The organism is Massilia cavernae (assembly GCF_003590855.1).
Classification (GTDB): Bacteria; Pseudomonadota; Gammaproteobacteria; order Burkholderiales; family Burkholderiaceae_D; genus Telluria_A; species Telluria_A cavernae.
In genome coordinates this window covers 22,704-45,602 of the sequence record NZ_QYUP01000119.1, presented here as the reverse complement: position 1 = coordinate 45,602, position 22,899 = coordinate 22,704, and the positions used below count along the sequence as shown (strand labels likewise).

Sequence of the window (22,899 nt, the reverse complement as noted above, 5' to 3'; positions counted from 1 at the left end):
ATTAGCCGTTGGCGGTGCAGACAGCTGCTGGGCCGATGATCTTGGTCTGGTCTGCAGCCAGGACGTTAGCTGCGCAGGTCCATGCGCCAGCAGCCGTACGGGTCAGGGTGATAACCTTGGTTGCGACAGCAGTTGGACCGCCGACGATCGTGCACGTGAGGCCGCCATTTGCAGCAACAAGTGCCAGGGTGCAGTTAGCGGTCGATGCCTGGACTGGCAGATCGCCGATTGCAGCGGGTCCCGCGCCGTCGTTCATCATGACATCGAACGGAGTCTTGGCCGCCGAGACTTCACCCAGTGCTGCAGCGAACTTCGACTTGGCGACGTAGTTCTGGTATGCAGGAATTGCTACCGCTGCCAGGATACCGATAATTGCAACAACGATCATCAGTTCGATCAGGGTGAAGCCGGCTTGTGCTTGTTTCTTCATCATTTTCATCGATTTCATGGTGGTCTCTCCGTCAGGGGTTAATTTGTGTTGTGCAGTGCTACCGCTCTTCCATATGAGCAATTGGCGTGCCAGCTCGTTTCAACCCGTTTTTATTAGCTCGGCGATATCAAAACCGATCAAAACCGCCATTTTTCGTCCGGTTTACTGACATTTTTTGTCAGTTGCCGAGGCGCAATTTGTCACGGATCAAGATGTGACAGAAAATTTCATCTGGGTTCCGGAGAGATCAATCGTATCTCCGTCGAGAAGCTCGCGTTGCTCAGTGGGCAGCCCATTGACGAGCAGCGCTGCAGTACCTTCGACCTGGTCGACAAAAAATCGTTCCGCCTGGCGGCCAATCACTGCGACCATTACCCCGGGGGTGCCGAGGGTGGTAAGTGGTTTCACCAGTTTCAGGGTTTTGCCGGCGTTGGGGCCGTTCATAACCTCGACCGACGCCTTCAGCGGGGCAGCAGGGGCTTGCGGGGGAGCTGCGGTGCCGACATAGCTCAAGGTGTGCAGTGCCAAGGTAATAACGTCGCGGTCGGCCAGGGTCTGGCGCGCGATCCGCTGGCCATTGACCAAGGTTCCATTGGTGCTGCCCAGGTCTTCTACCTGTGTAACGCCGCCATCGAAAGTAATGGCGGCATGCTGGCCGCTGATGGCGCGGTGGTCGATCACGATGTCGTTGTGAGGATGGCGTCCGATGGTCATGCGCGGCTTGGTCAGCTCGACCTCCTGCTCCACTGTGTCGCCGTGCGAGATGATGATTTTGGGCACTTCAGGTCTCCAAGGGCCGGGCGCCATGCTGTGTCTTTCGCAAGCGCTACTACATAGCAGTCTCAGCATGGGCTCCCGCGTGCGCGGGAACGACGGAATAACGTGTAGCAATTCAGTTCACACATACCGACACAGAAAAAACGGGGAGCGAAAACGCTCCCCGTTATTATTGACTACCTTTGTACCTGGTTACAAATTACAGCATTGCTTTCAGCAGCTTCGCCATTTCCGACGGGTTCTTGGTGGTCTTGATGCCGCAGGCTTCCATGATGTCCAGCTTGGCTTGCGCGGTGTCTGCGCCGCCCGAGATCAGCGCACCGGCGTGGCCCATGCGCTTGCCCGGAGGTGCGGTTACACCGGCGATGAAGCCAACCACCGGCTTCTTCATATTGTCCTTGATCCAGTACGCCGCGTTGGCTTCGTCCGGGCCGCCGATCTCGCCAATCATGATAACCGCGTCGGTATCAGGATCGTCATTGAACATCTTCATGATGTCGATGTGCTTCAGGCCGTTGATCGGGTCGCCGCCGATGCCCACTGCCGAAGACTGGCCCAGGCCCAGTGCGGTCAGCTGGCCGACTGCTTCATAGGTCAGGGTGCCGGAGCGCGATACCACGCCGATGCGGCCCTTCTTGTGGATGTGGCCCGGCATGATGCCGATCTTGATTTCGTCAGGGGTGATCAGGCCTGGGCAGTTAGGGCCCAGCAGCAGGGTCTTGGAACCTGCTTTTGCCATGCGGTCCTTCAGGGCCATCATGTCGCGGACAGGAATGCCTTCGGTAATGCAGATCGCCAGGTCCAGCTCGGCTTCGACAGCTTCCCAGATCGCGGCAGCCGCGCCTGCTGGCGGTACGTAGATGACTGACACGTTCGCGCCGGTTTCTTTTTTCGCTTCGGTGACGTTGGCGAAAATTGGAATGCCTTCGAAGTCTTCGCCGGCTTTCTTCGGGTTCACGCCAGCAACGAATGCGGCCTTGCCGTTCGCGTAGTCGCGGCACATGCGGGTGTGGAACTGACCGGTCTTGCCGGTAATCCCTTGGGTGACAACTTTTGTATCTTTATTAATCAGGATCGACATGTTATTTCCTTCGAATTAGGCTTTACCAGCAGCAGCGGCAACCACGGCCTTCGCTGCGTCTTCCATCGTATCGGCCGAGATGATCGGCAGGCCGGAGTCGGCCAGCATCTTCTTGCCGATGTCTTCGTTGGTGCCCTTCATGCGCACGACCAGCGGCACTTGCAGGGAAACGGCCTTGGATGCGGTGATCACGCCTTCGGCGATCACGTCGCAGCGCATGATGCCGCCGAAGATGTTAACCAGGATGGCTTTCAGGCCAGGGTTCTTCAGCATGATCTTGAATGCTTCGGTCACTTTTTCTGCCGTCGCACCGCCGCCCACGTCGAGGAAGTTGGCTGGCTCGCCGCCGAACAGCTTGATGGTGTCCATGGTGGCCATAGCCAGGCCGGCGCCGTTGACCAGGCAGCCGATGTTGCCGTCGAGCGAGATGTAGGCCAGGTCGAACTTCGATGCTTCGACTTCAGCCGGGTCTTCTTCGTCCAGGTCGCGGAAAGCGACGATTTCTGGCTGGCGGTACAGCGCGTTCGCGTCGAAGTTGAACTTGGCGTCCAGTGCGATGACCTTGCCGTCGCCGGTCAGGATCAGCGGGTTGATTTCAGCCAGCGATGCGTCGGTTTCCCAGTACGCCTTGTACAGGCCTTGCAGCTGCTTGCGCGCGTCGGCGATCGAAGCGGCAGGCACGCCGATCTTGGCCGAGATGTCGTCCGCTTCCGCGTCGGTCAGGCCGACAGCCGGGTCGATCGCGATCGAGTGGATTTTTTCCGGGTTCGAGTGGGCGACTTCTTCGATGTCCATGCCGCCTTCCGACGACGCCATCAGCACGACCTTCTGGCTGACGCGGTCGGTAACCAGCGACACGTACAGTTCTTTCTTGATGTCCGCGCCTTCTTCAACCAGCAGGCGGCGTACTTTCTGGCCTTCAGGGCTGGTCTGGTGCGTTACCAGCTGCATGCCCATGATCTGGTCAGCGTATTCCTTGACTTGTTCCAGCGACTTGGCAACCTTGACGCCGCCGCCTTTGCCGCGGCCGCCAGCATGGATCTGCGCCTTGACTACCCATACCGGGCCGCCCAGCGTTTCAGCAGCTTTGACAGCTTCTTCCACGGACATGCACGGGATGCCGCGCGGTACCGTCACTCCGAATTGCCGGAGGATTTCTTTGCCTTGATACTCATGGATTTTCATGCTGGCTTCCCTTCTTATGTTGCTGATTTGTAGAAATACGGTTGAGATGCAAAATGGGACTTCGGAAAAACGGTGAATCTGACGCTAATTTGCCGCCGGCTTGACGTACCAGCGTGGGTAATATTTTTCGACCGCAGGGCCATCGGCGCGCAGGCCGTGGCACTTGTCGATCTGGAATGGGCGGTTCGGCAGCAGATCGTCGTCGCTGTCGCCGTCGCGTGTCTTGATGACATCGTTGGCATAGGCCTGGATGGCGGCGGTCGGCAGCACCTGGGCCAGCTCGGTCAGGTGGGTGCAGCCCAGCACGCCCGACAGGCGTTCCTTCAGGCCGGCGCGGAAACCCTTCATCAGGCATAGGCCGACCAGCTGCTTGTAGGCAGGGCCGATCACGTCGCAATAGCCGGGATAGGGAACCGCGTCAGACGCGGCTTCGGCGTCGACGATGTTCAGGTTCAGGTCGATGGTGATGCGCAGGCGCAGGTCGTGCAGCGGCGTTCCCGCTTCGCGGACACCCGAGGCGAGCGTGACTTCCTTGTCCTTGATGTCGGTGATGCGCGCGTCGAGATCCCATAGGCCATCGTCGCGTTTGAACGCTTCGACTTGGATGGCGCGGGTGTGCCGTAATACGCGCGCGACGGGAGGTGACAGGGGCATAAGAACCGGATGCCGCAAATACGGCAATAAATAGTATGCAGCTAGTGTGCTGATGCACGTCGCCGCAGCTTCTGCGGACGAACACCGCTCATGCGGCGCTGCTTAAACCCCAAAAGTTTATCACATGTAGGACCGCCATTGCGGCCGAACATGCTTTTGCCCCTGCCGCCTTTGGCATAATTGCAATGCCGTCAATATTGCATCGCGGTGGCCAGGCGCGGCGTTTGTGCGCTGCGGCGCCGGCGTGGCACCGGTGCAGCGCCTTCGGTTGGCTGCGCCTGCGGGGCCGGCTCGCCCAGTTTGAAGACGCTGATTGCCTGGGCCAGCGAGTGGGCCTGGTCGCGCAGCAGTTCGGCCACCGCGGCGGCTTCCTCCACCTGGGCCGCGTTCTGCTGGGTGGCTTCGTCCATCAGGGCGATGGCGCGGTTGACCTGCTCGATGCCGGAACTCTGCTCGGCGCTGGCCGACGTGATTTCGCCCATGATGTCGGTGACGCGGCGCACGCGCTCGACGATCTCCGCCATCGTGGCACCAGCTTCGTCGACCAGGCGAGTGCCGCTTTCGACCTTGTCCACCGAATCGCCGATCAGGGTCTTGATTTCGCCGGCGGCCGCCGCGGAGCGCTGGGCCAGGTGGCGCACCTCGGAGGCGACCACGGCAAAGCCCCTGCCCTGTTCACCGGCGCGGGCGGCCTCCACTGCCGCGTTCAAGGCGAGGATATTGGTCTGGAAGGCGATGCTGTCGATTACCCCGATGATGTCGACGATCTTCGTCGACGACGCGTTGATCGAGCCCATGGTGGTGACCACCTGCGCCACCACCTCGCCGCCCTTGAGCGCCACGTCGGACGCGGACTGGGCCAGCTGGTTGGCCTGGCGGGCGTTGTCGGCGTTCTGGCGCACGGTGGAAGTCAGTTCCTCCATCGACGCCGCGGTTTCCTCCAGCGAGCTGGCCTGCTGCTCGGTGCGGCCGGAGAGGTCGGCGTTGCGCGAGGCGATCTGGGTCGAGGCGGACGAGATTTCGTCGGACCCGGCATGGACCTTGCGCACCATGGCCACAAGATTGGCGTTCATGTCCTTCAGTGCGGCCATCAGCTGGCCGGTTTCATCCTGGGTGCTCACTTCGATTTGCTGGGTCAAGTCGCCCTGGGCCACGCTGCGGGCAACCTTGACTGCCTTGCCGACCGGGCGCGAGATAGCGCGGATCAGCCACAGGCCGACCAGGCTGGAGATGATGACGCCGAAGACGATGCCGGTGATGCAGCTGATGCGCACCAGCTTGTAGATGCGCTGGCTGTCCTCGAATTCAGCGCGGGCCAGTTCGATCTGGTGGCGCAGCAGCAGGTCCATGTTTTCCTGCACGGGTTTGAACAGCTGCTTCATCGGGCCGTGCAGCACCTGGCGCGCGGCTTCGATGTCGCCGGCGCGCAGGGCGGCGAGTGCGGGGTTCAGGCCCTGCGCCACATACCTGCTGCGGCTGGCGATGAATTTGTCAGCGACTTCCTTCTCCTCGCCAACAGGGGCGATGGCCTGGTAACGCTGCCAGATCTGGCCGACCAGGGCGGCGCGCTTTTCGATGTCGGCGACTTCACGCGCGATGGCGGCGGGGTCGCTGGTCAGGGCCAGCGCCACGGACAGCTGGTTCTTGTCGACGATGCGGATCACCTGGTCGAGGTATTCCACGGGAACGAGGCGGTGTTCGTAGTTGGATTTCATCGCCTGGTTGGCCATGCCGAGGCTGAAAATGCCGATGACGCCGCCGCTGACGAGCAGGATCGACATAAATCCGATGACGAACAGCAGGCGGGATTTGATGGTGAGGTTGCGGAGCATGGGTCTATCCTGTCTTTGATCTTAGTCAATAGGCAGGATAGGGATTTGGGTGCGGGAAATCTTTGATGTAGCTCAAAAATTTCCGTAAGCCAACAAATTCAGAGGCAGGACATCGAAGTTCGGCGGATGCGCGCAGGCGCTTATCCGCCCTACAGTTTCCTAACCGAAATACCTGTAGGGCGGATAACGCGGCTGCCGCCGAGGCCGCGCATCCGCCGAATCGACTTCCCGAAACGGGAAAACATCGGGAACGTGGTCGTTGCCGCCGGCGGGGCCGCCCGCTGTTGGTGAGGAGATGGGCGGCGCGGGCTGCCCATCAACAACGGAAGGCGGCCTCGCAGGAAGCCTCGGGCGCTTTCAGTCGTCGTCCTCTTCACCCTTCAGCGCGGTAAAGATGGCGCGCTGCGAGAAACCGCGCTGCATCAGGAATCGCATCTGCTTGTTGCGCTCGGCCGGGTCGGTCGCGACCTCGCCAAACCTGCGCCGCCATAAATCGCGCGCGCGCTTTAATTCGGTGTCGGCCAGCTCGGCCTTCACTTCCTGCAAGGCTTCGCCGCCCACGCCGTGGCTTTGCAGCTCGGCCATGATGCGGCTGTTGCCGAAGCGCGCGGACCGCCGGTGTACCAGCGATTCGGAAAAACGCTCCTGCGACAGCCAGTTGTTCTTCTCTAGAAAATCCAGAAGGGCGTCGACGTCGTCGCCCTCTTCCGCATACCGCGACAGCTTGCGCCCCAGTTCCAGCCGGCTGTGCTCCCGCATCGACAGGTAGCGGAGGGCACGGCCTTTCAGGCTAAGCTTGGGCCGCATCGCCGATTACTCGGCAACCGCTTTCAGCTTGGCTGCCTTTGGTGCAGCTTCTTCGCCCACTGGCGGCGGCAGTTCGCGCACGCCCAACGCGGCGCGTACCTTGTTTTCGATTTCGCGCGCCAGAGCCGGGCGTTCCTTCAGGAAGATGCGCGCGTTGTCCTTGCCCTGGCCGATACGTTCGCCGTTGTAGCTGTACCAGGAACCGGACTTCTCGATGACCTTGTTGTCGGCGCCCAGGTCCAGGATTTCGCCTTCGCGCGACGTGCCTTCTCCATAAAGAATGTCGAAGTGCGCTTCCTTGAACGGCGGCGCGATCTTGTTCTTGACGACCTTGACCTTGGTTTCGTTGCCGATCACTTCGTCACCCGACTTGATCGAGCCGGTGCGGCGGATGTCCAGGCGTACCGACGCGTAGAACTTCAGCGCGTTACCGCCGGTGGTGGTCTCCGGGCTGCCGAACATCACGCCGATCTTCATGCGGATCTGGTTGATGAAGATGACCAGCGTGTTGGTGCGGTTGATCGAGCCGGTCAGCTTGCGCAGCGCCTGGGACATCAGGCGTGCCTGCAGCCCCGGCAGCGAGTCGCCCATGTCGCCTTCGATTTCGGCGCGCGGGGTCAGTGCCGCCACCGAGTCGATGACCACCAGGTCGACCGAACCCGAGCGCACCAGCGCGTCGGTGATTTCAAGCGCCTGTTCGCCGGTGTCCGGCTGGGAAATGAGCAGCTCGGACAGGTTGATGCCCAGCTTTTGTGCGTAGGTGACGTCGAGCGCGTGCTCCGCGTCGATGAAGGCGCAGGTGCCGCCCAGCTTTTGCATTTGGGCGATGGTCTGCAGGGTCAGCGTGGTTTTACCCGAGGATTCAGGGCCGTAGATTTCGACGATGCGGCCACGCGGCAAGCCGCCGACGCCGAGGGCGATGTCGAGGCCCAGCGAGCCGGTCGACACGGTCTGGACTTCCTCGACCGGGGTGCTGGCGTCCATGCGCATGACGGAACCCTTGCCGAACTGCTTTTCGATCTGCGCCAGGGCGGCGGCCAGCGCCTTGCCCTTTTCAGCGGCATTCAACACGTTTTTTTTGTCGTCCATAATCTTCTTTCAGTCTGAAAAAGGGCGGGTTCACTCGAATCAGTCGATACTGTATAAAAAAACAGTGTTCTTTGCAAGCGCTACTTGCATATATCGCGGAATAGGTCAAAAATCATGATTACTCTCGCAGGGTTGGGGAAAATGAAACACAATAGACCTCCCTGCCAGCCCGACTGTTCCGGTGCCTCATGCGTATTTTACTTGCCGAAGATGATAGTGTACTTGCCGACGGACTGACCCGTTCCCTGCGCCAGTCGGGCTACGCGATCGACTGCGTGCGCAACGGCCAGGAGGCCGACACCGCCCTGTCCACCCAGGAATTCGATCTGCTGATCCTCGACCTTGGCCTGCCGCGCATGTCCGGCCTCGAAGTGCTGCGCCGCCTGCGCGCGCGCTCGTCGCTGCTGCCGGTGCTGATCCTCACCGCCGCCGATTCGATCGAACAGCGCGTCAATGGCCTCGACCTCGGCGCCGACGACTACATGGCCAAGCCGTTCGCCCTGTCCGAGCTGGAAGCGCGGGTGCGCGCCCTCACCCGGCGCGGCGCCGGCGGCGGCCCCACCGTGATCCGCCATGGCCCGCTGGTGTACGACCAGGTCGGCCGCAGCGCCTACGTCAACGACCAGATGCTCGACCTGTCGGCGCGCGAACTGGGCCTGCTCGAGATTCTTTTGGCGCGTACCGGCCGGCTGGTGTCGAAGGAGCAGCTGGTCGACCACCTGTGCGAATGGGGCGAGGAAGTGTCCAACAACGCCATCGAGGTGTACGTGCATCGCCTGCGCAAGAAGATCGAGGTGGGCGGCGTGCGCATCGCCACCGTGCGCGGGCTGGGCTACTGCCTTGAAAAATACCCCGATGCCGCGCGCGCCGGCACGGACCTGCCTCCCGATTCGAAGTGAACGAGCGCGACGCCGGGCTGTCCGGCGCCACCGAGCCGCCGCTGCCGCCCGAGCTGTACCAGCCGCCCGGCGCCGAACCCGAAGAGAGCATCCAGCATTCGCTGTTCGGCGAAATCCTCGACTGGATGCTGGCGCCGCTGCTGCTGCTGTGGCCAATGAGTATCGCGATCACCTACCTGGTGGCCAAGTCGATCGCCAACCAGCCTTTCGACCACGCGCTGGAAGACAGCGTGACAGTGCTGGCGCAACAGGTGCGCGAGGTGGACGGCCGCACTGTGGCGCGGCTGGCCGGCAGCGCGCGCGACATCCTGCGCGCCGACGACACCGACAGCATCTACTTCCAGGTGGCTGGCCCGCGCGGCGAATACGTCGACGGCGACCGCGACCTGCCGCGCCCTCCCGACCCAGAGAACTACCGCAGCGGCGGCGTGCACTTCCGCGACGACGTGATGCACGGCGCCGAGGTGCGAGTGGCGTTCAGCTACGTCAACCTGCGCCCGGCCGCGCAGGACACCGCACCTCACGCCGCGCTGGTGCAGGTGGCCGAAACGCTCGACAAGCGCGCCCACCTGGCCAACGAAATCATCAAGGGCGTGATCCTGCCCCAGTTCATCATCCTGCCGATCGTGCTTGCGCTGGTGTGGTTCGCGCTGGCGCGCGGCCTGTCGCCGCTGGCCGAACTGCAGGCGCGCATCCGCGCGCGCCGGCCGGACGACCTGTCGCCGATCGATTCGCGCCAGGTGCCGGAAGAGATCTCGCCGCTGGTCGGCTCGCTCAACGACATGCTCGGGCGCCTGTCGCAGACCATCGACATGCAGAAGCGCTTCATCGCGGATGCCGCCCACCAGATGAAGACACCGCTGGCCGGCATGCGCATGCAGTCGGAACTGGCGCTGCGCCAGCTCGACCCGGACGAAATCCACCGCTCGCTCGAACAGCTGGCCAAAAGTTCGGAGTCCGCCACCCGCCTGGTCAACCAGCTGCTGGCACTCGCGCGCGCCGAGAACCAGCCGCACACCGGCCTGGCGTTCGAGCAGATCGACCTCAACGAACTGGCGCGCGGCGTGGTGCAGGATTGGGTCCAGGCCTCGTTCGCCAGCCGGATCGACCTCGGCTTCGAAGCCGGCGACACCAGCGTCAACATCGACGGCAACGCGATGATGCTGCGCGAGCTGCTGTCCAACCTGATCGACAACGCGATCCGCTACACGCCGGCCGGCGGCAGCGTCACGGTTCGGGTGCGCAGCGACGCCGGCCAGGCCATCCTGGAAGTGGAAGACACCGGCCCCGGCATCGCGCCCGCCGAACGCGCCAACGTGTTCGAGCGCTTCTACCGCATCCTGGGCAGCAGCGCCAGCGGCAGCGGGCTGGGGCTGTCCATCGTGCGCGAGATCGCGCAGCAGCACGGCGCCGAGGTCGACGTGTTTTCCAATCCGCGCGGCTTCGCGCGCAAGCTGCCGGGCTGCCTGATGCGGGTTACCTTCCCGCCGCCGCCCGCCGCCATCGAGGACGCCGAATGACCGAAGCAGCAGAACACGAAGACGCGGGCCTCGCCGCCCGCCGCATGCACGAACTGGTGACCGCGCGCGCCGCCCACTGGCGCCGCACCCGCCGCGTCACCGGACTGCTGCTGGCGCTTTGGTTTGCCACCACTTTCGGCACGGTGTTCTTCGCGCGCGAGCTGGCCGGGCTGTCCATCCTTGGCTGGCCGCTGTCGTTTTACCTCGCCGCACAAGGCGCCTCGCTGGCCTACCTCGCCATCATCGGCGTGTACGCCGCCGTGATGCTGCGCGCCGACCGCGAATTCGAGCAGCGCCAGCGGGAAATCGCATGATCACCGCCTCTCCCTATTTCCTCAAGCTGCGCCGCTACTATCTCTGGTACACCGCCGGCTTCGGCGGCTTCATTGCCGCGATCGCGCTGCTGGAGCAGGAAGGCATGCCGCGCCTGTGGATCGGCTATTCCTTCATGTTCGCCACCATCATGCTGTACGCGGCGATCGGCGTCATCAGCCGCACTTCCAACGTGTCCGAGTACTACGTGGCGGGACGGCGGGTACCGTCGCTGTTCAACGGCATGGCCACCGCGGCCGACTGGATCTCGGCCGCCAGCTTCATCAGCCTGGCCGGCGGCCTGTACCTGCACGGCTTCGACGGCCTGGCCTACATCATGGGCTGGACCGGCGGCTACTGCCTGGTGGCGCTGCTGATCGCGCCCTACCTGCGCCGCTTCGCCCAGTACACCATCCCCGACTTCCTGGCCGCGCGCTACGGCGGCGGCGCGGGCGGGCGCGGCGGACCGGTGCGGGCGATGGCGGTAGGCGCCACCATCATCGTGTCGTTCACCTACGTGGTGGCGCAGATCTACGCGGTGGGGCTGATCGCCTCGCGCTTCACGGGCGTCGACTTCTCGGTCGGAATTTTCCTCGGCCTGGCCAGCATCCTGGTGTGCTCCTTCCTGGGCGGGATGCGCGGCATCACCTGGACCCAGGTGGCGCAGTACATCATCATCCTGGTCGCCTTCCTGATACCGACCATGTGGCTGTCGGTGAAGCACGCGGACAACCCGCTGCCCCAGCTGGCCTACGGCTCGGTGATGCCCAAGCTGGCGCAGCGCGAGGCGGCGCTGGCCGTCGATCCGAAGGAGCTGGAGGTGCGCGCGGTGTTCCGCCAGCGCGCCGACGACTACGGCGCCCGGCTGGCGGCGCTGCCGGCGTCGTGGGAAAGCGGCAAGGTGGACGCCCAGCGCAGGCTTGACGAAGTCCGCCTGCGCGATGCCTCGCTGGCCGAAATCCGCGCCGCCGAACGGACGCTTGCCGCCTACCCGAAGGATGCCGAGGAGGCGGCGGAATTGTGGACCGCCAGGCGCGCCGCCAACCTGGCCCGCTCGCGCGCGCCGGTGCCGCACGCCACGCCCTTTCCCGGCGAAGACCGCGAACAGTCCGATATCCGCCGCAACAACTTCCTCGCCTTGGTGTTCTGCCTGATGCTGGGCACGGCCGCGCTGCCGCACATCCTGATGCGCTCCTACACCACGCCGTCGGTGCGCGAAACCCGCGGCTCGGTGTTCTGGACCCTGTTCTTCATTTTGCTGGTGTACCTGACCATCCCGGCGCTGGCGGTGCTGGTCAAGTACGACATCTACAGTTCGCTGGTGGGCGCCGAATTCGCGCGCCTGCCCGACTGGATCTCGTACTGGGCCAATGTGGACAAGGTCAATCCCCTGATCAGCATCACCGACATCAACCGCGACGGCATCCTGCAGCTGGCCGAAATCGCCATCGACGGCGACGTGCTGGTGCTGGCCACGCCCGAAATCGGCGGCCTGCCGTATGTGATCTCGGGGCTGATGGCGGCGGGCGGGCTGGCTGCCGCGCTGTCGACCGCGGACGGCCTGCTGCTGGCGATCTCCAACGCGCTGTCGCACGACGTCTATTACAAGATGGTCGACCCGGCCGCATCGACCCAGAAGCGGGTGACGATTTCCAAGCTGCTGCTGCTGGCGGTGGCCTTCATCGCGGCCTACGCCGCTTCGCAGAAACCGGCCGACATCCTGTCGCTGGTGGGGGCGGCGTTCTCGCTCGCGGCGTCGACGCTGTTCCCGGCGCTGGTGCTGGGCGTGTTCTGGAAACGCGCCAACCATCAGGGCGCGATCGCCGGAATGGCCGCGGGCTTCGTCGTCTGTGTGTATTACATGCTGCACACGCTGCCGATGGCGGGCGGCTCGGCGGCCGGCCAGTGGTTCCACATCGCGCCGATATCCGCGGGCATTTTCGGCGTACCTGCCGGGATCGCGGTGATGATCGTTGTCAGCCTGCTGACGGCACCGCCGGGGCGCCGCTCCGACGCGCTGGTCGACCACATCCGCTCGCCGGAGTAGCTGGCATATACAACCGGGGCAATGTTATTCTGAGAGTTATTCATTTATTAATAACTCATACTTATGCGTACAGCATTCTTGTTGACCGTGAGCGCCGCCGTGCTTGCCCTGGCATCCTTGTCCGCGGCCCATTCCCAATCGCCGGCACCGGCTGCGGCGCCGGTACCGATCGAATACTTCTTCGACAATCCGGAATTCAGTTCGGCCGCGCTGGCGCCTGATGCACGTTCGCTGGCGGTCCGCTTTGGCGGCAAGGGAACGCGCGACCGCCTCGCCGTGGTCGACCTCGACAAGAATGCGATCAAGGTGGTGGCGCAGTTCCAGTCTGCCGATATCGGTAACTTCTACTGGATCGACAACGAGCGGCTCGTGTACGACACCAACGACAAACGGCTCGGCCCCGGGGCGCGCCAGTTTGCGCCCGGCCTGTTCGCGGTGAACCGCGACGGCAGCGGCTTCATGCAACTCATCGCCGTCAGCGATGGGCCGCGCGATGCCTCCCGTCGCACCAATACGATCCTGCGGTCGGACCACTACCTGGTACAGCAGTTCGGCAGGCAGGATTCGAAATCGGTCTACATCACCAACGCGAAGTTTGGCAACGGCAACAATGACGAAGTCGAATACATTAACCTGATGCGCCTTGACACCCTGACCGGACGCACCGAGCACGTGAAGCGCCCGGGACTGGTCAAGGGATGGACGCTCGACCACAAGGGCGAACCGCGCCTGGCCACGCTGGTCGACAAGGACATCCAGACCCTCATGTACCGCGACCCGGCTGACGGCAACTGGCGCAAGCTGGCCTCGTTCAACCTGTACAAGGACAATGAGAACGTCTTCAACCCGGTTGCCTTCGGCCCGGACGGCACGCTCTATGTCAGCGCCTGGAGTTCCGATGACAAGTCCGGCTTGCATACTTTCGACTTCGCCACTGGCCGCGTGAGCGCACAGCCGGTCATCAAGCTTGCCGACTTCGATTTCAGCGGCAGCCTGGTCACCAGCCGCGACAAGCTGCTGGGCGTGCGCTACCTGAGCGACGCACGCGCGACCGCCTGGTTCGGCCCCGACATGAAAGCGCTCCAGGCCAAGGTGGATGCCCTGCTGCCATCGACGGTGAACCTGCTCGACGTCGCCGCCCGCGCGGAGACGCCGTGGGTGCTGGTCACCTCGTATTCCGACGTGCAGCCGACCACTATTGCGCTGTTCAACGCCGAGACCGGCAAGCTGAACAAGGTCGGCGACTTCCATGAAAGGATCGTGGCATCGCAGATGGCAAGCCAGGAACTGGTGCGCTACAAGACGCGCGACGGCATGGACATTCCCGCCTGGCTGACGATACCGAAGGGAGGCAAGCGCAAGGACCTGCCGATGGTCGTGCTGGTCCATGGCGGCCCACATGTGCGCGGCGGAGAATGGGGCTGGAAATCCGATGTGCAGTTCCTCGCCTCGCGCGGCTATGCTGTGCTCGAACCTGAATTCCGCGGCAGCAAAGGCTACGGCGAGAGGCACTTCCGCGCCGGCTGGAAGCAATGGGGCCTGGCGATGCAGAACGATATCGCCGACGGCACGCGCTGGGCCATCGCACAGGGCATCGCCGATCCGAAGCGCATCTGCATCGCCGGCGCCAGCTACGGCGGCTACGCCACGCTGATGGGCCTGGTGAACGATCCTGACCTGTACAAATGCGGCATCAACTGGATTGGCGTCACCGACATCAACCTCCTCTTCACCGGCCACGGCAGCGCCATCGACGACGCAGGCCAGACCTACAAGCAGTACGGCATGCCGGTCCTGATCGGCGATCCCAAGGAAGATGCGGCCCGCTTCAAGGCCACATCGCCACTGGAACAGGCGGCGCGCATCAAGCAGCCGCTGTTGATGGCCTACGGCGGCGTCGACCAGCGCGTCCCGCATTACCACGGCCGCAAGTTCTACGATGCGGTCAAGCCAGGGAATCCAGATGTGGAACTGATCGTGTACGACGACGAAGGCCACGGCTGGACCCAGCCGAAGACCCGCGTGGACTTCTGGTCCCGCGTCGAGAAGTTCCTCGATCGCCATATCGGGCCATCCGGCACTCAATCCAAGTAACCGGAGAATCCATGTCCCTGCCCTTCACCCGCGCCATCGGTCTTTGCGTGTTTGCCCTTGTCGCCGGTGGCTTCCCTGCCGCGTACGCCGCCGACGCACGTTCTCCGGTCGAACGCTTTTTCGAGAACGCAGAACTTGACGGCGCGGTGCTGTCGCCCGATGGCCGTTCGCTGGCCATGCGCGTCGCCAAGCGGGGGCAGCGGTCGGCGCTGACCGTGATCGACCTGGCCACCGACAAGGTGATCAGCAGCACGCGCTTCACCGACGTCGACATCGGCAAGGTGCGCTGGGTGAACAAGGGACGCCTGATCTTCGACACCATCGACCTGACCGTGGGACAGGCGGACTGGCAGTATGGCCCGGGGCTGTACGCTGTCGACCGCAACGGCGGCAAGCTGCGGCTGCTGGCGGAGCGGCGCAGCTACCCGGGCCCTTCCAACAACTCCGGCCGTCCGCAGAAGGTGCAGAAGGTGACGACCTTCATGATGAACCAGGACGGCGCACAGGATTCCGACAGCGTGTACGTCTACAGCCCGAACTTCGCCGGCGTGGACGGCATCAGCCACGTCAACCTGATGCGCCTCGATACCTATTCCGGCAAGACGGCGCTGGTGCCGCGGCCGGACCATGCCCAATCGTGGCTGCTGGACGAACGCGGCGAACCGCGCCTGGCCGTCGCCGCCGACGACGGCATCGCCAGCATCCATTACCGCGACCACGCCAGCGGCGAATGGCGCAAGAGCGCCAGCTTCGGCACCTTCATCGGCAAGCAGGACGTCATACGCCCGCTCGCATTCGGTCCGGACGGCATCCTGTACGTCGTTGCCGCCGCCGGCAAGGACAAAACGGCCGTGCACGCCTTCGACCTCGCCGCCGGCAAGGTAAGCGGCAAGCCGCTGGTGGTGACCGAGGACCACGACTTCAGCGGTCGACTCATCATCGGCCAGGGCAAGCTGCTGGGCGTGCGGGTGACCACTGATGGTGAGAATACCGTGTGGTTCGACGAGGGCATGAAGGCGATGCAGGCCAGGATCGACCAGCGCCTGCCGGACACCGTCAACCTGGTGTCGCTGCCGGCGCGGCCGGAAACGCCATGGGTGCTGGTGGAATCGTATTCCGACGTGCAGCCGAAGGCCTGGTCGCTGTTCAATTCCGAGACCGGCGCGATCAAGCCGGTAGGCGCCAGCCGGCCGGGCATCAAGGCCTCGCAAATGGGCCGCCAGCAGACGGTAAGCTACGCAGCGCGCGACGGGCTGCAGGTGCCGGCAGTGCTCACGTTGCCGCCGGGTGGACAGCGCACCGGCCTGCCGCTGATCGTGCTGGTGCACGGCGGCCCGTTCATCCGAGGCAGCAGCTGGGGATGGACCCAGGTGCCGCAGTTCCTCGCCTCGCGCGGCTATGCCGTGATTGAGCCGGAATTCCGCGGAAGCCGGGGCTTCGGCCATGCGCACTTCCGCGCTGGCTGGAAGCAGTACGGCATGGCGATGCAGGACGACCTGGCCGACGGCGCGAAATGGGCAGTGGCGCAGGGCGTGGCAGATCCGAATCGGGTCTGCATCGTCGGCGCCAGCTACGGCGGGTATGCGGCGCTGATGGGACTGGCGAAGGACCGAGACATCTTCAAGTGCGGCATCGCCAGTTACGCGGTGACCGAGATGAGCATTCTGACCGAGCCAGGCTGGTTCACGGAGGGAGAGACGATGGAGCGCTACCGCAAGTATGTAGTGCCGCAACTGATCGGCGACCCGGACAAGGAGGCGGCGCTGTTGAAGGCGGCGTCGCCGCTCGAACACGCCGGCCGGATTACCCAGCCGCTGCTGTTGTCCTTCGGCGGCGCCGACCGGCGCGTGCCGCTGCGCTACGGCGAACGCTTCCACGCGGCCGTGAAGAAGAACAATCCGAACGTCGAATGGATCGCGTACCCGAGGGAAGGACACGGCTGGGTGGTGCCGGAAAATAAGTACGACTATTGGACCCGTGTCGAAAAATTCCTCGACAAGCATATCGGCAAGCCGTAACACAGCGGCAGTTTTGCGGTAATCTGGACGGCATCGCCAACACTTGTCCAAGGAGCTGCGCATGTCGTCCGGAAAAATCCTCGTCGCACAGGGAGGCGGGCCTACCGCCGTGATCAACCAGTCGCTGGCCGGCGTCGTGCTCGAAGCGCGGCGCTTCCGCCACGTGACGCGGATCTATGGCGCACTGCACGGCGTGCGCGGCATCGTCAACGAGGATTTCGTCGACCTGACGCAGGAGACCAGCCACAACCTGGAGCTGGTGGCCAATACACCGTCTTCGGCGCTTGGCTCCACCCGCGACAAGCCCGACCTGGCCTATTGCCACAAGATCTTCGAGGTGCTGCGCGCGCACGAGATCGAGCACTTCTTCTACATCGGCGGAAACGACTCGTCCGACACTGTGCGTATCGTCAGCGAAGAGGCGCGCAAGGCAGGTTACCCACTGCGCTGCATCCACATTCCCAAGACCATCGACAACGATTTGGTCGGCAACGACCACACGCCGGGCTTCCCGTCGGCCGCACGCTTCGTGGCGCAGGCGTTCGCAGGTGCGAACCTCGACAACGCTTCGCTGCCGGGCATCTACGTCGGCGTCGTCATGGGCCGGCATGCGGGCTTCCTGACCGCCGCTTCCGCGCTGGGCAAGAAGTTCCCGGACGACGGGCCGCACCTGATCTACGTGCCTGAGCGCGTGTTCGACCTGGAGAAGTTCCTGGCCGATGTGAAGGCAGCTTACGAGCGCCATGGCCGTTGCGTGATCGCGGTGTCCGAAGGCATCCACGATGAATCGGGCGAGGCAATTGCGACGCTGCTGGCCAAGGAAGTCGAGCGCGATGCGCACGGCAACGTGCAGCTGTCCGGCACCGGCGCGCTGGCCGATTTGCTGTGCGACGAGATCAAATCGAAGCTGGGCATCAAGCGGGTACGCGGCGATACCTTCGGCTACCTGCAGCGCTCCTTCATCGGCTGCGTGTCGGACGTTGACCAGCGCGAGGCGCGCGAGGTCGGCGAGAAAGCGGTGCAATTCGCAATGTGGGGCGACCGCGACGGGTCGGTGGCGATCAAGCGCACTGGTTACTACTCGGTCGACTATGAACTGATGCCGCTTGAAGCGGTGGCAGGCAAGACCCGCGTGATGGAGGACGAGTTCCTGAGCGCCGAAGGCACCGACGTGACCGACGCGTTCCGCCTGTACCTGCGGCCTTTGCTCGGATCGCACATGCCGGATGCGTACCGACTGAGGCCAGCGCCGGTGGAAAAAATCCTCAACAAGTGAGCACTCACGAAACCGAAACGCTCGCTATGGAGAAAGCGTTCGCTGATCGTGCTAAGCGGCTCGCACGACTTCGATGAGTCAGCATGGGTTCCCGCGGGGCCGCCGAGGCTTCCGCGGGAACGACAAGTTTAGGACCCGTGGCACCAGGTCCGTCGTGCCCGCCATTGGCGGACCCGACTTCCCGCGCACGCCTCGGCGGCTCCGCGGGAATCCATGCTGAATATGCAATCTGATCGCTCGTGTTGATTGCCGAGCACCTAAACAAACGGCGCCACGAAGGCGCCGTTATGTTCATTGCTGCCGAAGACTTATTCGACAATGGTCTGGTGCTCGTCGCCCTGACGTTCGCGAATAGCGCCGACGCGGTACACAGTCTCACCAGCCGCCTGCAGCTGCGCAAACGCCGCATCCGCATTTTCCTTCGAGACGATGACGATCATGCCGATACCGCAGTTGAACACGCGGTGCATCTCGGCGTCGGCCACGCCGCCATGCTGCTGCAGCCACTGGAACAGCGGCGGCATGGTCCATGCCTTCGAATCCAGCACCGCGGTGACGTTCGGCTGCAGTACGCGCGGCACGTTTTCCACCAGGCCGCCGCCGGTGATGTGCACCATGCCCTTGACTTCCATCGAGGCCATCAGCGCCAGCAGCGGCTTGACGTAGATGCGGGTTGGCTCCATCAGCACGTCCGACAGCTTGCGGCCGTGGAAGTCGGCTTCCAGGTCAGGCTTGGCCACTTCGATGATCTTGCGGACCAGCGAGTAGCCGTTCGAGTGCACGCCCGACGATGCCAGGCCGAGAATGACGTCGCCCGGAACGATCTTGGTGCCGTCGATGATCTGCGACTTTTCGACCGCGCCGACCGCGAAGCCGGCCAGGTCGTATTCGCCGGCGGGGTACATGCTCGGCATCTCGGCGGTTTCGCCGCCGATCAGCGCGCAGCCTGCCTGCTCGCAGCCCTGGGCGATGCCCTTGACGACGGCGGTGGCGGTCGGCACGTCCAGCTTGCCGCATGCGAAGTAGTCGAGGAAGAACAGCGGCTCGGCGCCCTGCACCAGGATGTCGTTGACGCTCATCGCGACCAGGTCGATGCCGACCGTGTCATGGCGGTTCAGGTCGAAGGCGAGGCGGAGTTTGGTGCCGACGCCGTCGGTGCCGGAGACCAGGACTGGCTCCTTGTACTTCTTGCTGATCTCGAACATGGCGCCGAAGCCGCCAAGCCCGCCCATGACACCTTCGCGCATGGTGCGCTTGGCAAACGGCTTGATTGCTTCGACCAGGGCGTCGCCCGCATCGATATCGACGCCGGCATCGCGGTAGGAAAGGGAAACATTTGAAGGTTGGCTCATGGTGTATTTCGCAGCGGAGGCGGTAAAATAGAAGGCGGTGAATCAGCCCGGCCATTTCGGCGTGCCGCCGAGGCCAGGAACTGGTCAATCCGCTATTTTATCAAAATGCCCCGCCCGCAGCCGGTTTACCGAGATTACAACACATACATGCCCTTTTCATTCGCATCCTGCCAGCTGGGAATTCCACGGGCCAGGGCAACAGCTTTTATAATGCCGGATGCAAATGATGCGGAAAGCAGGGAATTCAGGATGAAACGAACGCCATGAAACAGCTGGTGCTCGATCTAGGCGCAGACCAGGCGCAAAGCCTCGATTCGTTCGAGGTGGGACAGAACGCCGAACTGGCGCATCTGATGCATCAGTTCGCCGAGCGTTCGTCGCGCGAACATTTCGCCTACCTGTGGGGCGAGGCCGCCGCCGGCAAGACCCACCTGCTGCAGGCGCTGGCCGCCACGCCCGGCTCGCGCTACATCGCCGCCGACGCCCCGGCCGCCGACTTCGCCTACAGCCCCGATATCTCCCTGTACCTGCTGGACGACTGCAACCTGCTCTCGAGCCGGGCCCAGATCGACGCCTTCGCCCTGTTCAACCAGATCCGCGAGCACGGCGCCTACATGGTCAGCACCGGCCCGGTGCCGCCGGCTGTGCTGCACGTGCGCGAAGACCTGCGCACCCGCATGGGCTGGGGCCTGATCTACCAGATCCACGGGCTGTCGGACGACGAGAAGATCGCCGCCCTCACCCATGCCGCCGAGTCGCGCGGACTGACGCTGTCGGCCTCCGTGTTACCCTACCTGCTATCCCACTTCAAGCGCGATATGCGCTCGCTATCGACGATGCTCGACGCACTTGACCAATATTCGCTGGAGACCCAGCGCCCGGTCACGCTGCCGCTGCTGCGCGATTTGCTGCTTCAATCGGAACCGAAAGAATGAAAAACCTGGCGCTGTTCGACCTCGACCACACCCTCCTTCCGATCGATTCGGATTACGAATGGGGCCAGTTCCTGGTCCGCACCGGCGCCGTAGATCCGGTGGAATTCAAGCGCCGCAACGACGAATTCTTCGCCCAGTACCAGGCAGGCACGCTGGACCCGGCCGAATACCTCGAATTCGCGCTCGGCACGCTGGCGCGCTTCCCGCGCACCCAGCTCAATGCGATGCACGAGCAGTTCATGGCCGAAGTCATCAAGCCGGCCATCCGCCGGCGCGCGCTCGACCTGCTGCTGCGCCATCTCGACCAGGGTGACCTGGTGGCCATCATCACCGCAACAAACCGCTTCGTCACCGCGCCGATCGCGCAGGCGCTGGGTGTCGAACACCTGATTGCCGCGATTCCCGAGGAAGACGCGCAGGGCAACATCACTGGCAAGCTGCTGGGCGTGCCGACCTCCGGCCCCGGCAAGGTGGTGCATACCCACGCCTGGCTTGAAAAAATCGGCAAGCCGCTTTCCGCGTTCGAACGCAGCCACTTCTACAGCGATTCGCATAACGACATCCCGCTGCTGTCCGTCGTCACCCACCCTGTCGCGACCAACCCGAACGCTGCCCTGGCGGCGCACGCGGCGAACCTTGGCTGGCCTTCACTTCACTTATTCAATGATTAAAAAATTAATCCGCAAGTTCCTTGGCGTTAAAGACCAGCGCGACCCGACCGAACCCCTGATCCTGGGCGCAGCCGAACACGGAATCGACCCGAAGCTGCTGTCGTCGAACGCGATCCGCGTGACGCAAACCTTGCAGGAAGCCGGCTTCAAGGCCTTCGTGGTGGGCGGCGCCGTACGCGACCTGCTGCTGGGGGTGAAGCCGAAGGACTTCGACATCGCCACCAACGCCACGCCGGAAGAAGTGAAGAAGCTGTTCCGCCGCGCCTTCATCATCGGGCGCCGCTTCCAGATCGTGCACGTGATGTTCGGCCAGGACCTGCTGGAGGTGACCACCTTCCGCGGCGCCGGCGCCGCCAACGCGCCCAAGGATGAACACGGCCGCGTCCTGCGCGACAATAGCTTCGGGCCGCAGCACGAAGACGCGATGCGCCGCGACTTCACCATCAACGCGATGTACTACGACCCTGCCACGCAGGAAGTGCTGGACTACCACGGCGGCATCGCCGACATCCGCGACAAGATCTTGCGCATCATCGGCCAGCCGGAAGCGCGCTACCGCGAAGACCCGGTGCGCATGCTGCGCGTGGTGCGCTTCGCGGCCAAGCTGCAGTTCACCATCGAGCCCACCACGCGCGAGCCGATTCCCGTGATGGCGCCGCTGATCGACAATGTGCCTGCCGCACGCGTGTTCGACGAAATGCTCAAGCTCCTGATGAGCGGCCACGCGCTGGCCTGCCTGCAGCAGCTGCGCAAGGAAGGCCTGCACCACGGCCTGCTGCCGCTGCTCGACGTCGTGCTGGAGCAGCCGATCGGAATGAAGTTCGTCACCCTGGCGCTGGAATCGACCGACAACCGCGTCAAGGCCGGCAAGGGCGTGTCGCCGGGCTTCCTGTTTGCCTCGCTGCTATGGCACCAGGTGGTCGAGAAGTGGACCGCCTACCGCGCCGCCGGCGAATCGCCGATCCCTGCCCTGCACCTGGCGGCGGACGACGTGCTCGATTCGCAAACCGAACAACTGGCGCTGCAGCGCCGCATCGCCTCCGACATGCGCGACATCTGGTCGATGCAGCCGCGCTTCGAGCGCCGCAACGGCAAGACCCCGTACAAGCTGCTGGAACACCCGCGCTTCCGCGCCGGCTACGACTTCCTGCTGCTGCGCTGCGAGTCCGGTGAAATCGAGATGGAACTGGGCGAGTGGTGGACCGCGTTCTACGAAGGCGACGCCACCGAGCGCGAACACCTGGTCGTCGCCGCCAACTCGGCGCCGGCGGGCGCCAAGCGCAAGCGCGCGCCGCGCCGCGCACCGCGCAACAAGGGCGCGGGCGCCGAGGCCGAAAGCGCGCCGAGCGAGGAATGATCGCCTACATCGGCATCGGCGCCAACCTGGGCGATGCGCTGGCCAACGTCGACGACGCGCTGGCGCGCCTTGCAGCGCTGCCCGGCACGCGCCTGCTTGCCAGCTCGTCCAAATACAGCACCGCCCCCATCGATTCGTCGGGGCCCGACTACATCAACGCAGTGGCCAGCATCGACACCGCGCTTGGCGCGCACGAGCTGCTGGCGGCGCTGAACGCCATCGAACTGGCGCACGGCCGCGAACGGCCGTACCGCAACGCGCCGCGCACGCTCGACCTCGACGTGCTGTTGTATGGCGACGAGATCATCGGCACCCCCACGCTCCAGGTGCCGCATCCGCGCATGCTGGAACGCGGCTTCGTGCTGATTCCCCTGCTCGAGATCGCACCCGGCATACAGGTTCCCGGCCGCGGCCCGGCGCAGCATTTTGTCGCCGCCGTCAATGGCCAGGGCGTCACCCGCCTCTCCTGACCATCAAGCCCGGATCCTTCGCCTTCCGCAGCCGATCCGGCAAGGTCTCGCGGTTGGCATTACACTAGCGCGTTGGCGTCAATTTCGATATCA

The 22,899-nt window shown here is 63.9% G+C and carries 20 protein-coding genes; 11 read left to right on the top strand and 9 right to left on the bottom strand.

The window, feature by feature from the left end:
* Position 1 precedes the first annotated feature (1 nt).
* From D3872_RS14000 to recA, 8 genes are all read right to left on the bottom strand, one after another.
* The gene (locus D3872_RS14000) at positions 2–448 is read right to left on the bottom strand and encodes a pilin (RefSeq protein WP_274381721.1); all 447 of its coding nucleotides are present in this window, start codon (positions 446–448) and stop codon (positions 2–4) included.
* Between the two features lie 189 nt (positions 449–637).
* Positions 638–1,210: an FHA domain-containing protein gene (locus D3872_RS13995; protein WP_119811350.1), complete on the bottom strand. Its 573-nt coding sequence runs from the start codon at positions 1,208–1,210 to the stop codon at positions 638–640.
* A 196-nt stretch (positions 1,211–1,406) separates the two neighbouring features.
* Positions 1,407–2,288, bottom strand: a complete 882-nt coding sequence (gene sucD / locus D3872_RS13990) for a succinate--CoA ligase subunit alpha (protein WP_119811349.1) — start codon at positions 2,286–2,288, stop codon at positions 1,407–1,409.
* 15 nt (positions 2,289–2,303) lie between these two features.
* On the bottom strand, positions 2,304–3,473 hold the full coding sequence (gene sucC / locus D3872_RS13985) for an ADP-forming succinate--CoA ligase subunit beta (RefSeq protein ID WP_119811348.1): 1,170 nt from the start codon (positions 3,471–3,473) through the stop codon (positions 2,304–2,306).
* A gap of 84 nt (positions 3,474–3,557) precedes the next feature.
* Positions 3,558–4,127 (bottom strand): DUF2889 domain-containing protein, encoded by a 570-nt coding sequence (locus tag D3872_RS13980; protein WP_119811347.1) that lies wholly within the window; start codon positions 4,125–4,127, stop codon positions 3,558–3,560.
* 191 nt (positions 4,128–4,318) lie between these two features.
* On the bottom strand, positions 4,319–5,959 hold the full coding sequence (locus D3872_RS13975; RefSeq protein WP_119811346.1) for a methyl-accepting chemotaxis protein: 1,641 nt from the start codon (positions 5,957–5,959) through the stop codon (positions 4,319–4,321).
* Between the two features lie 357 nt (positions 5,960–6,316).
* Positions 6,317–6,766, bottom strand: a complete 450-nt coding sequence (recX, locus tag D3872_RS13970; RefSeq protein WP_119811345.1) for a recombination regulator RecX — start codon at positions 6,764–6,766, stop codon at positions 6,317–6,319.
* A 6-nt stretch (positions 6,767–6,772) separates the two neighbouring features.
* Complete coding sequence (recA, locus tag D3872_RS13965; protein WP_119811344.1) at positions 6,773–7,855, bottom strand: recombinase RecA; 1,083 nt, start codon at positions 7,853–7,855, stop codon at positions 6,773–6,775.
* A 188-nt stretch (positions 7,856–8,043) separates the two neighbouring features.
* Between recA and D3872_RS13960 the strand changes: the two genes are divergently transcribed.
* The 7 genes from D3872_RS13960 (at position 8,044) to D3872_RS13930 (ending at position 18,021) form a co-directional block, all read left to right on the top strand.
* Entirely contained in the window at positions 8,044–8,754 is a 711-nt protein-coding gene (locus D3872_RS13960; RefSeq protein ID WP_119811343.1) for a response regulator, read from the top strand.
* Positions 8,751–10,274, top strand: a complete 1,524-nt coding sequence (locus D3872_RS13955) for a sensor histidine kinase (RefSeq protein WP_370660968.1) — start codon at positions 8,751–8,753, stop codon at positions 10,272–10,274. The genes D3872_RS13960 and D3872_RS13955 overlap by 4 nt, the downstream gene beginning before the upstream one ends.
* Complete coding sequence (locus D3872_RS13950; protein WP_370660967.1) at positions 10,271–10,588, top strand: DUF4212 domain-containing protein; 318 nt, start codon at positions 10,271–10,273, stop codon at positions 10,586–10,588. Before D3872_RS13955 ends, D3872_RS13950 begins: the two co-directional genes overlap by 4 nt.
* Entirely contained in the window at positions 10,585–12,633 is a 2,049-nt protein-coding gene (locus tag D3872_RS13945; RefSeq protein WP_119811342.1) for a VC_2705 family sodium/solute symporter, read from the top strand. Before D3872_RS13950 ends, D3872_RS13945 begins: the two co-directional genes overlap by 4 nt.
* Positions 12,634–12,696: 63 nt before the next feature.
* Positions 12,697–14,727, top strand: coding sequence for an alpha/beta hydrolase family protein (locus D3872_RS13940; protein WP_119811341.1), 2,031 nt, complete (start codon positions 12,697–12,699; stop codon positions 14,725–14,727).
* Positions 14,728–14,738: 11 nt separating this feature from the next.
* Entirely contained in the window at positions 14,739–16,745 is a 2,007-nt protein-coding gene (locus D3872_RS13935) for a S9 family peptidase (protein WP_119811340.1), read from the top strand.
* A 61-nt stretch (positions 16,746–16,806) separates the two neighbouring features.
* Positions 16,807–18,021 carry a 6-phosphofructokinase gene (locus D3872_RS13930; protein WP_119811473.1) on the top strand — a complete coding sequence of 405 codons (1,215 nt, stop codon included), beginning with the start codon at positions 16,807–16,809 and terminating at the stop codon, positions 18,019–18,021.
* A 308-nt stretch (positions 18,022–18,329) separates the two neighbouring features.
* On the opposite strand, the gene purM is transcribed toward D3872_RS13930, so the two are convergent.
* Positions 18,330–19,373 carry a phosphoribosylformylglycinamidine cyclo-ligase gene (gene purM / locus D3872_RS13925; protein ID WP_119811339.1) on the bottom strand — a complete coding sequence of 348 codons (1,044 nt, stop codon included), beginning with the start codon at positions 19,371–19,373 and terminating at the stop codon, positions 18,330–18,332.
* A gap of 263 nt (positions 19,374–19,636) precedes the next feature.
* Here purM and hda point away from each other — a divergent pair, with 263 nt between their 5' ends.
* The 4 genes from hda to folK are packed head-to-tail and all read left to right on the top strand — an operon-like array spanning position 19,637 to position 22,806.
* The gene (gene hda, locus D3872_RS13920; RefSeq protein WP_119811338.1) at positions 19,637–20,308 is read left to right on the top strand and encodes a DnaA regulatory inactivator Hda; all 672 of its coding nucleotides are present in this window, start codon (positions 19,637–19,639) and stop codon (positions 20,306–20,308) included.
* Complete coding sequence (locus D3872_RS13915) at positions 20,305–20,979, top strand: histidinol-phosphatase (protein WP_119811337.1); 675 nt, start codon at positions 20,305–20,307, stop codon at positions 20,977–20,979. The genes hda and D3872_RS13915 overlap by 4 nt, the downstream gene beginning before the upstream one ends.
* Complete coding sequence (gene pcnB, locus D3872_RS13910; protein ID WP_119811336.1) at positions 20,972–22,336, top strand: polynucleotide adenylyltransferase PcnB; 1,365 nt, start codon at positions 20,972–20,974, stop codon at positions 22,334–22,336. The genes D3872_RS13915 and pcnB overlap by 8 nt, the downstream gene beginning before the upstream one ends.
* Positions 22,333–22,806: a 2-amino-4-hydroxy-6-hydroxymethyldihydropteridine diphosphokinase gene (folK, locus tag D3872_RS13905; RefSeq protein WP_119811335.1), complete on the top strand. Its 474-nt coding sequence runs from the start codon at positions 22,333–22,335 to the stop codon at positions 22,804–22,806. Before pcnB ends, folK begins: the two co-directional genes overlap by 4 nt.
* Positions 22,807–22,899: the final 93 nt, after the last annotated feature.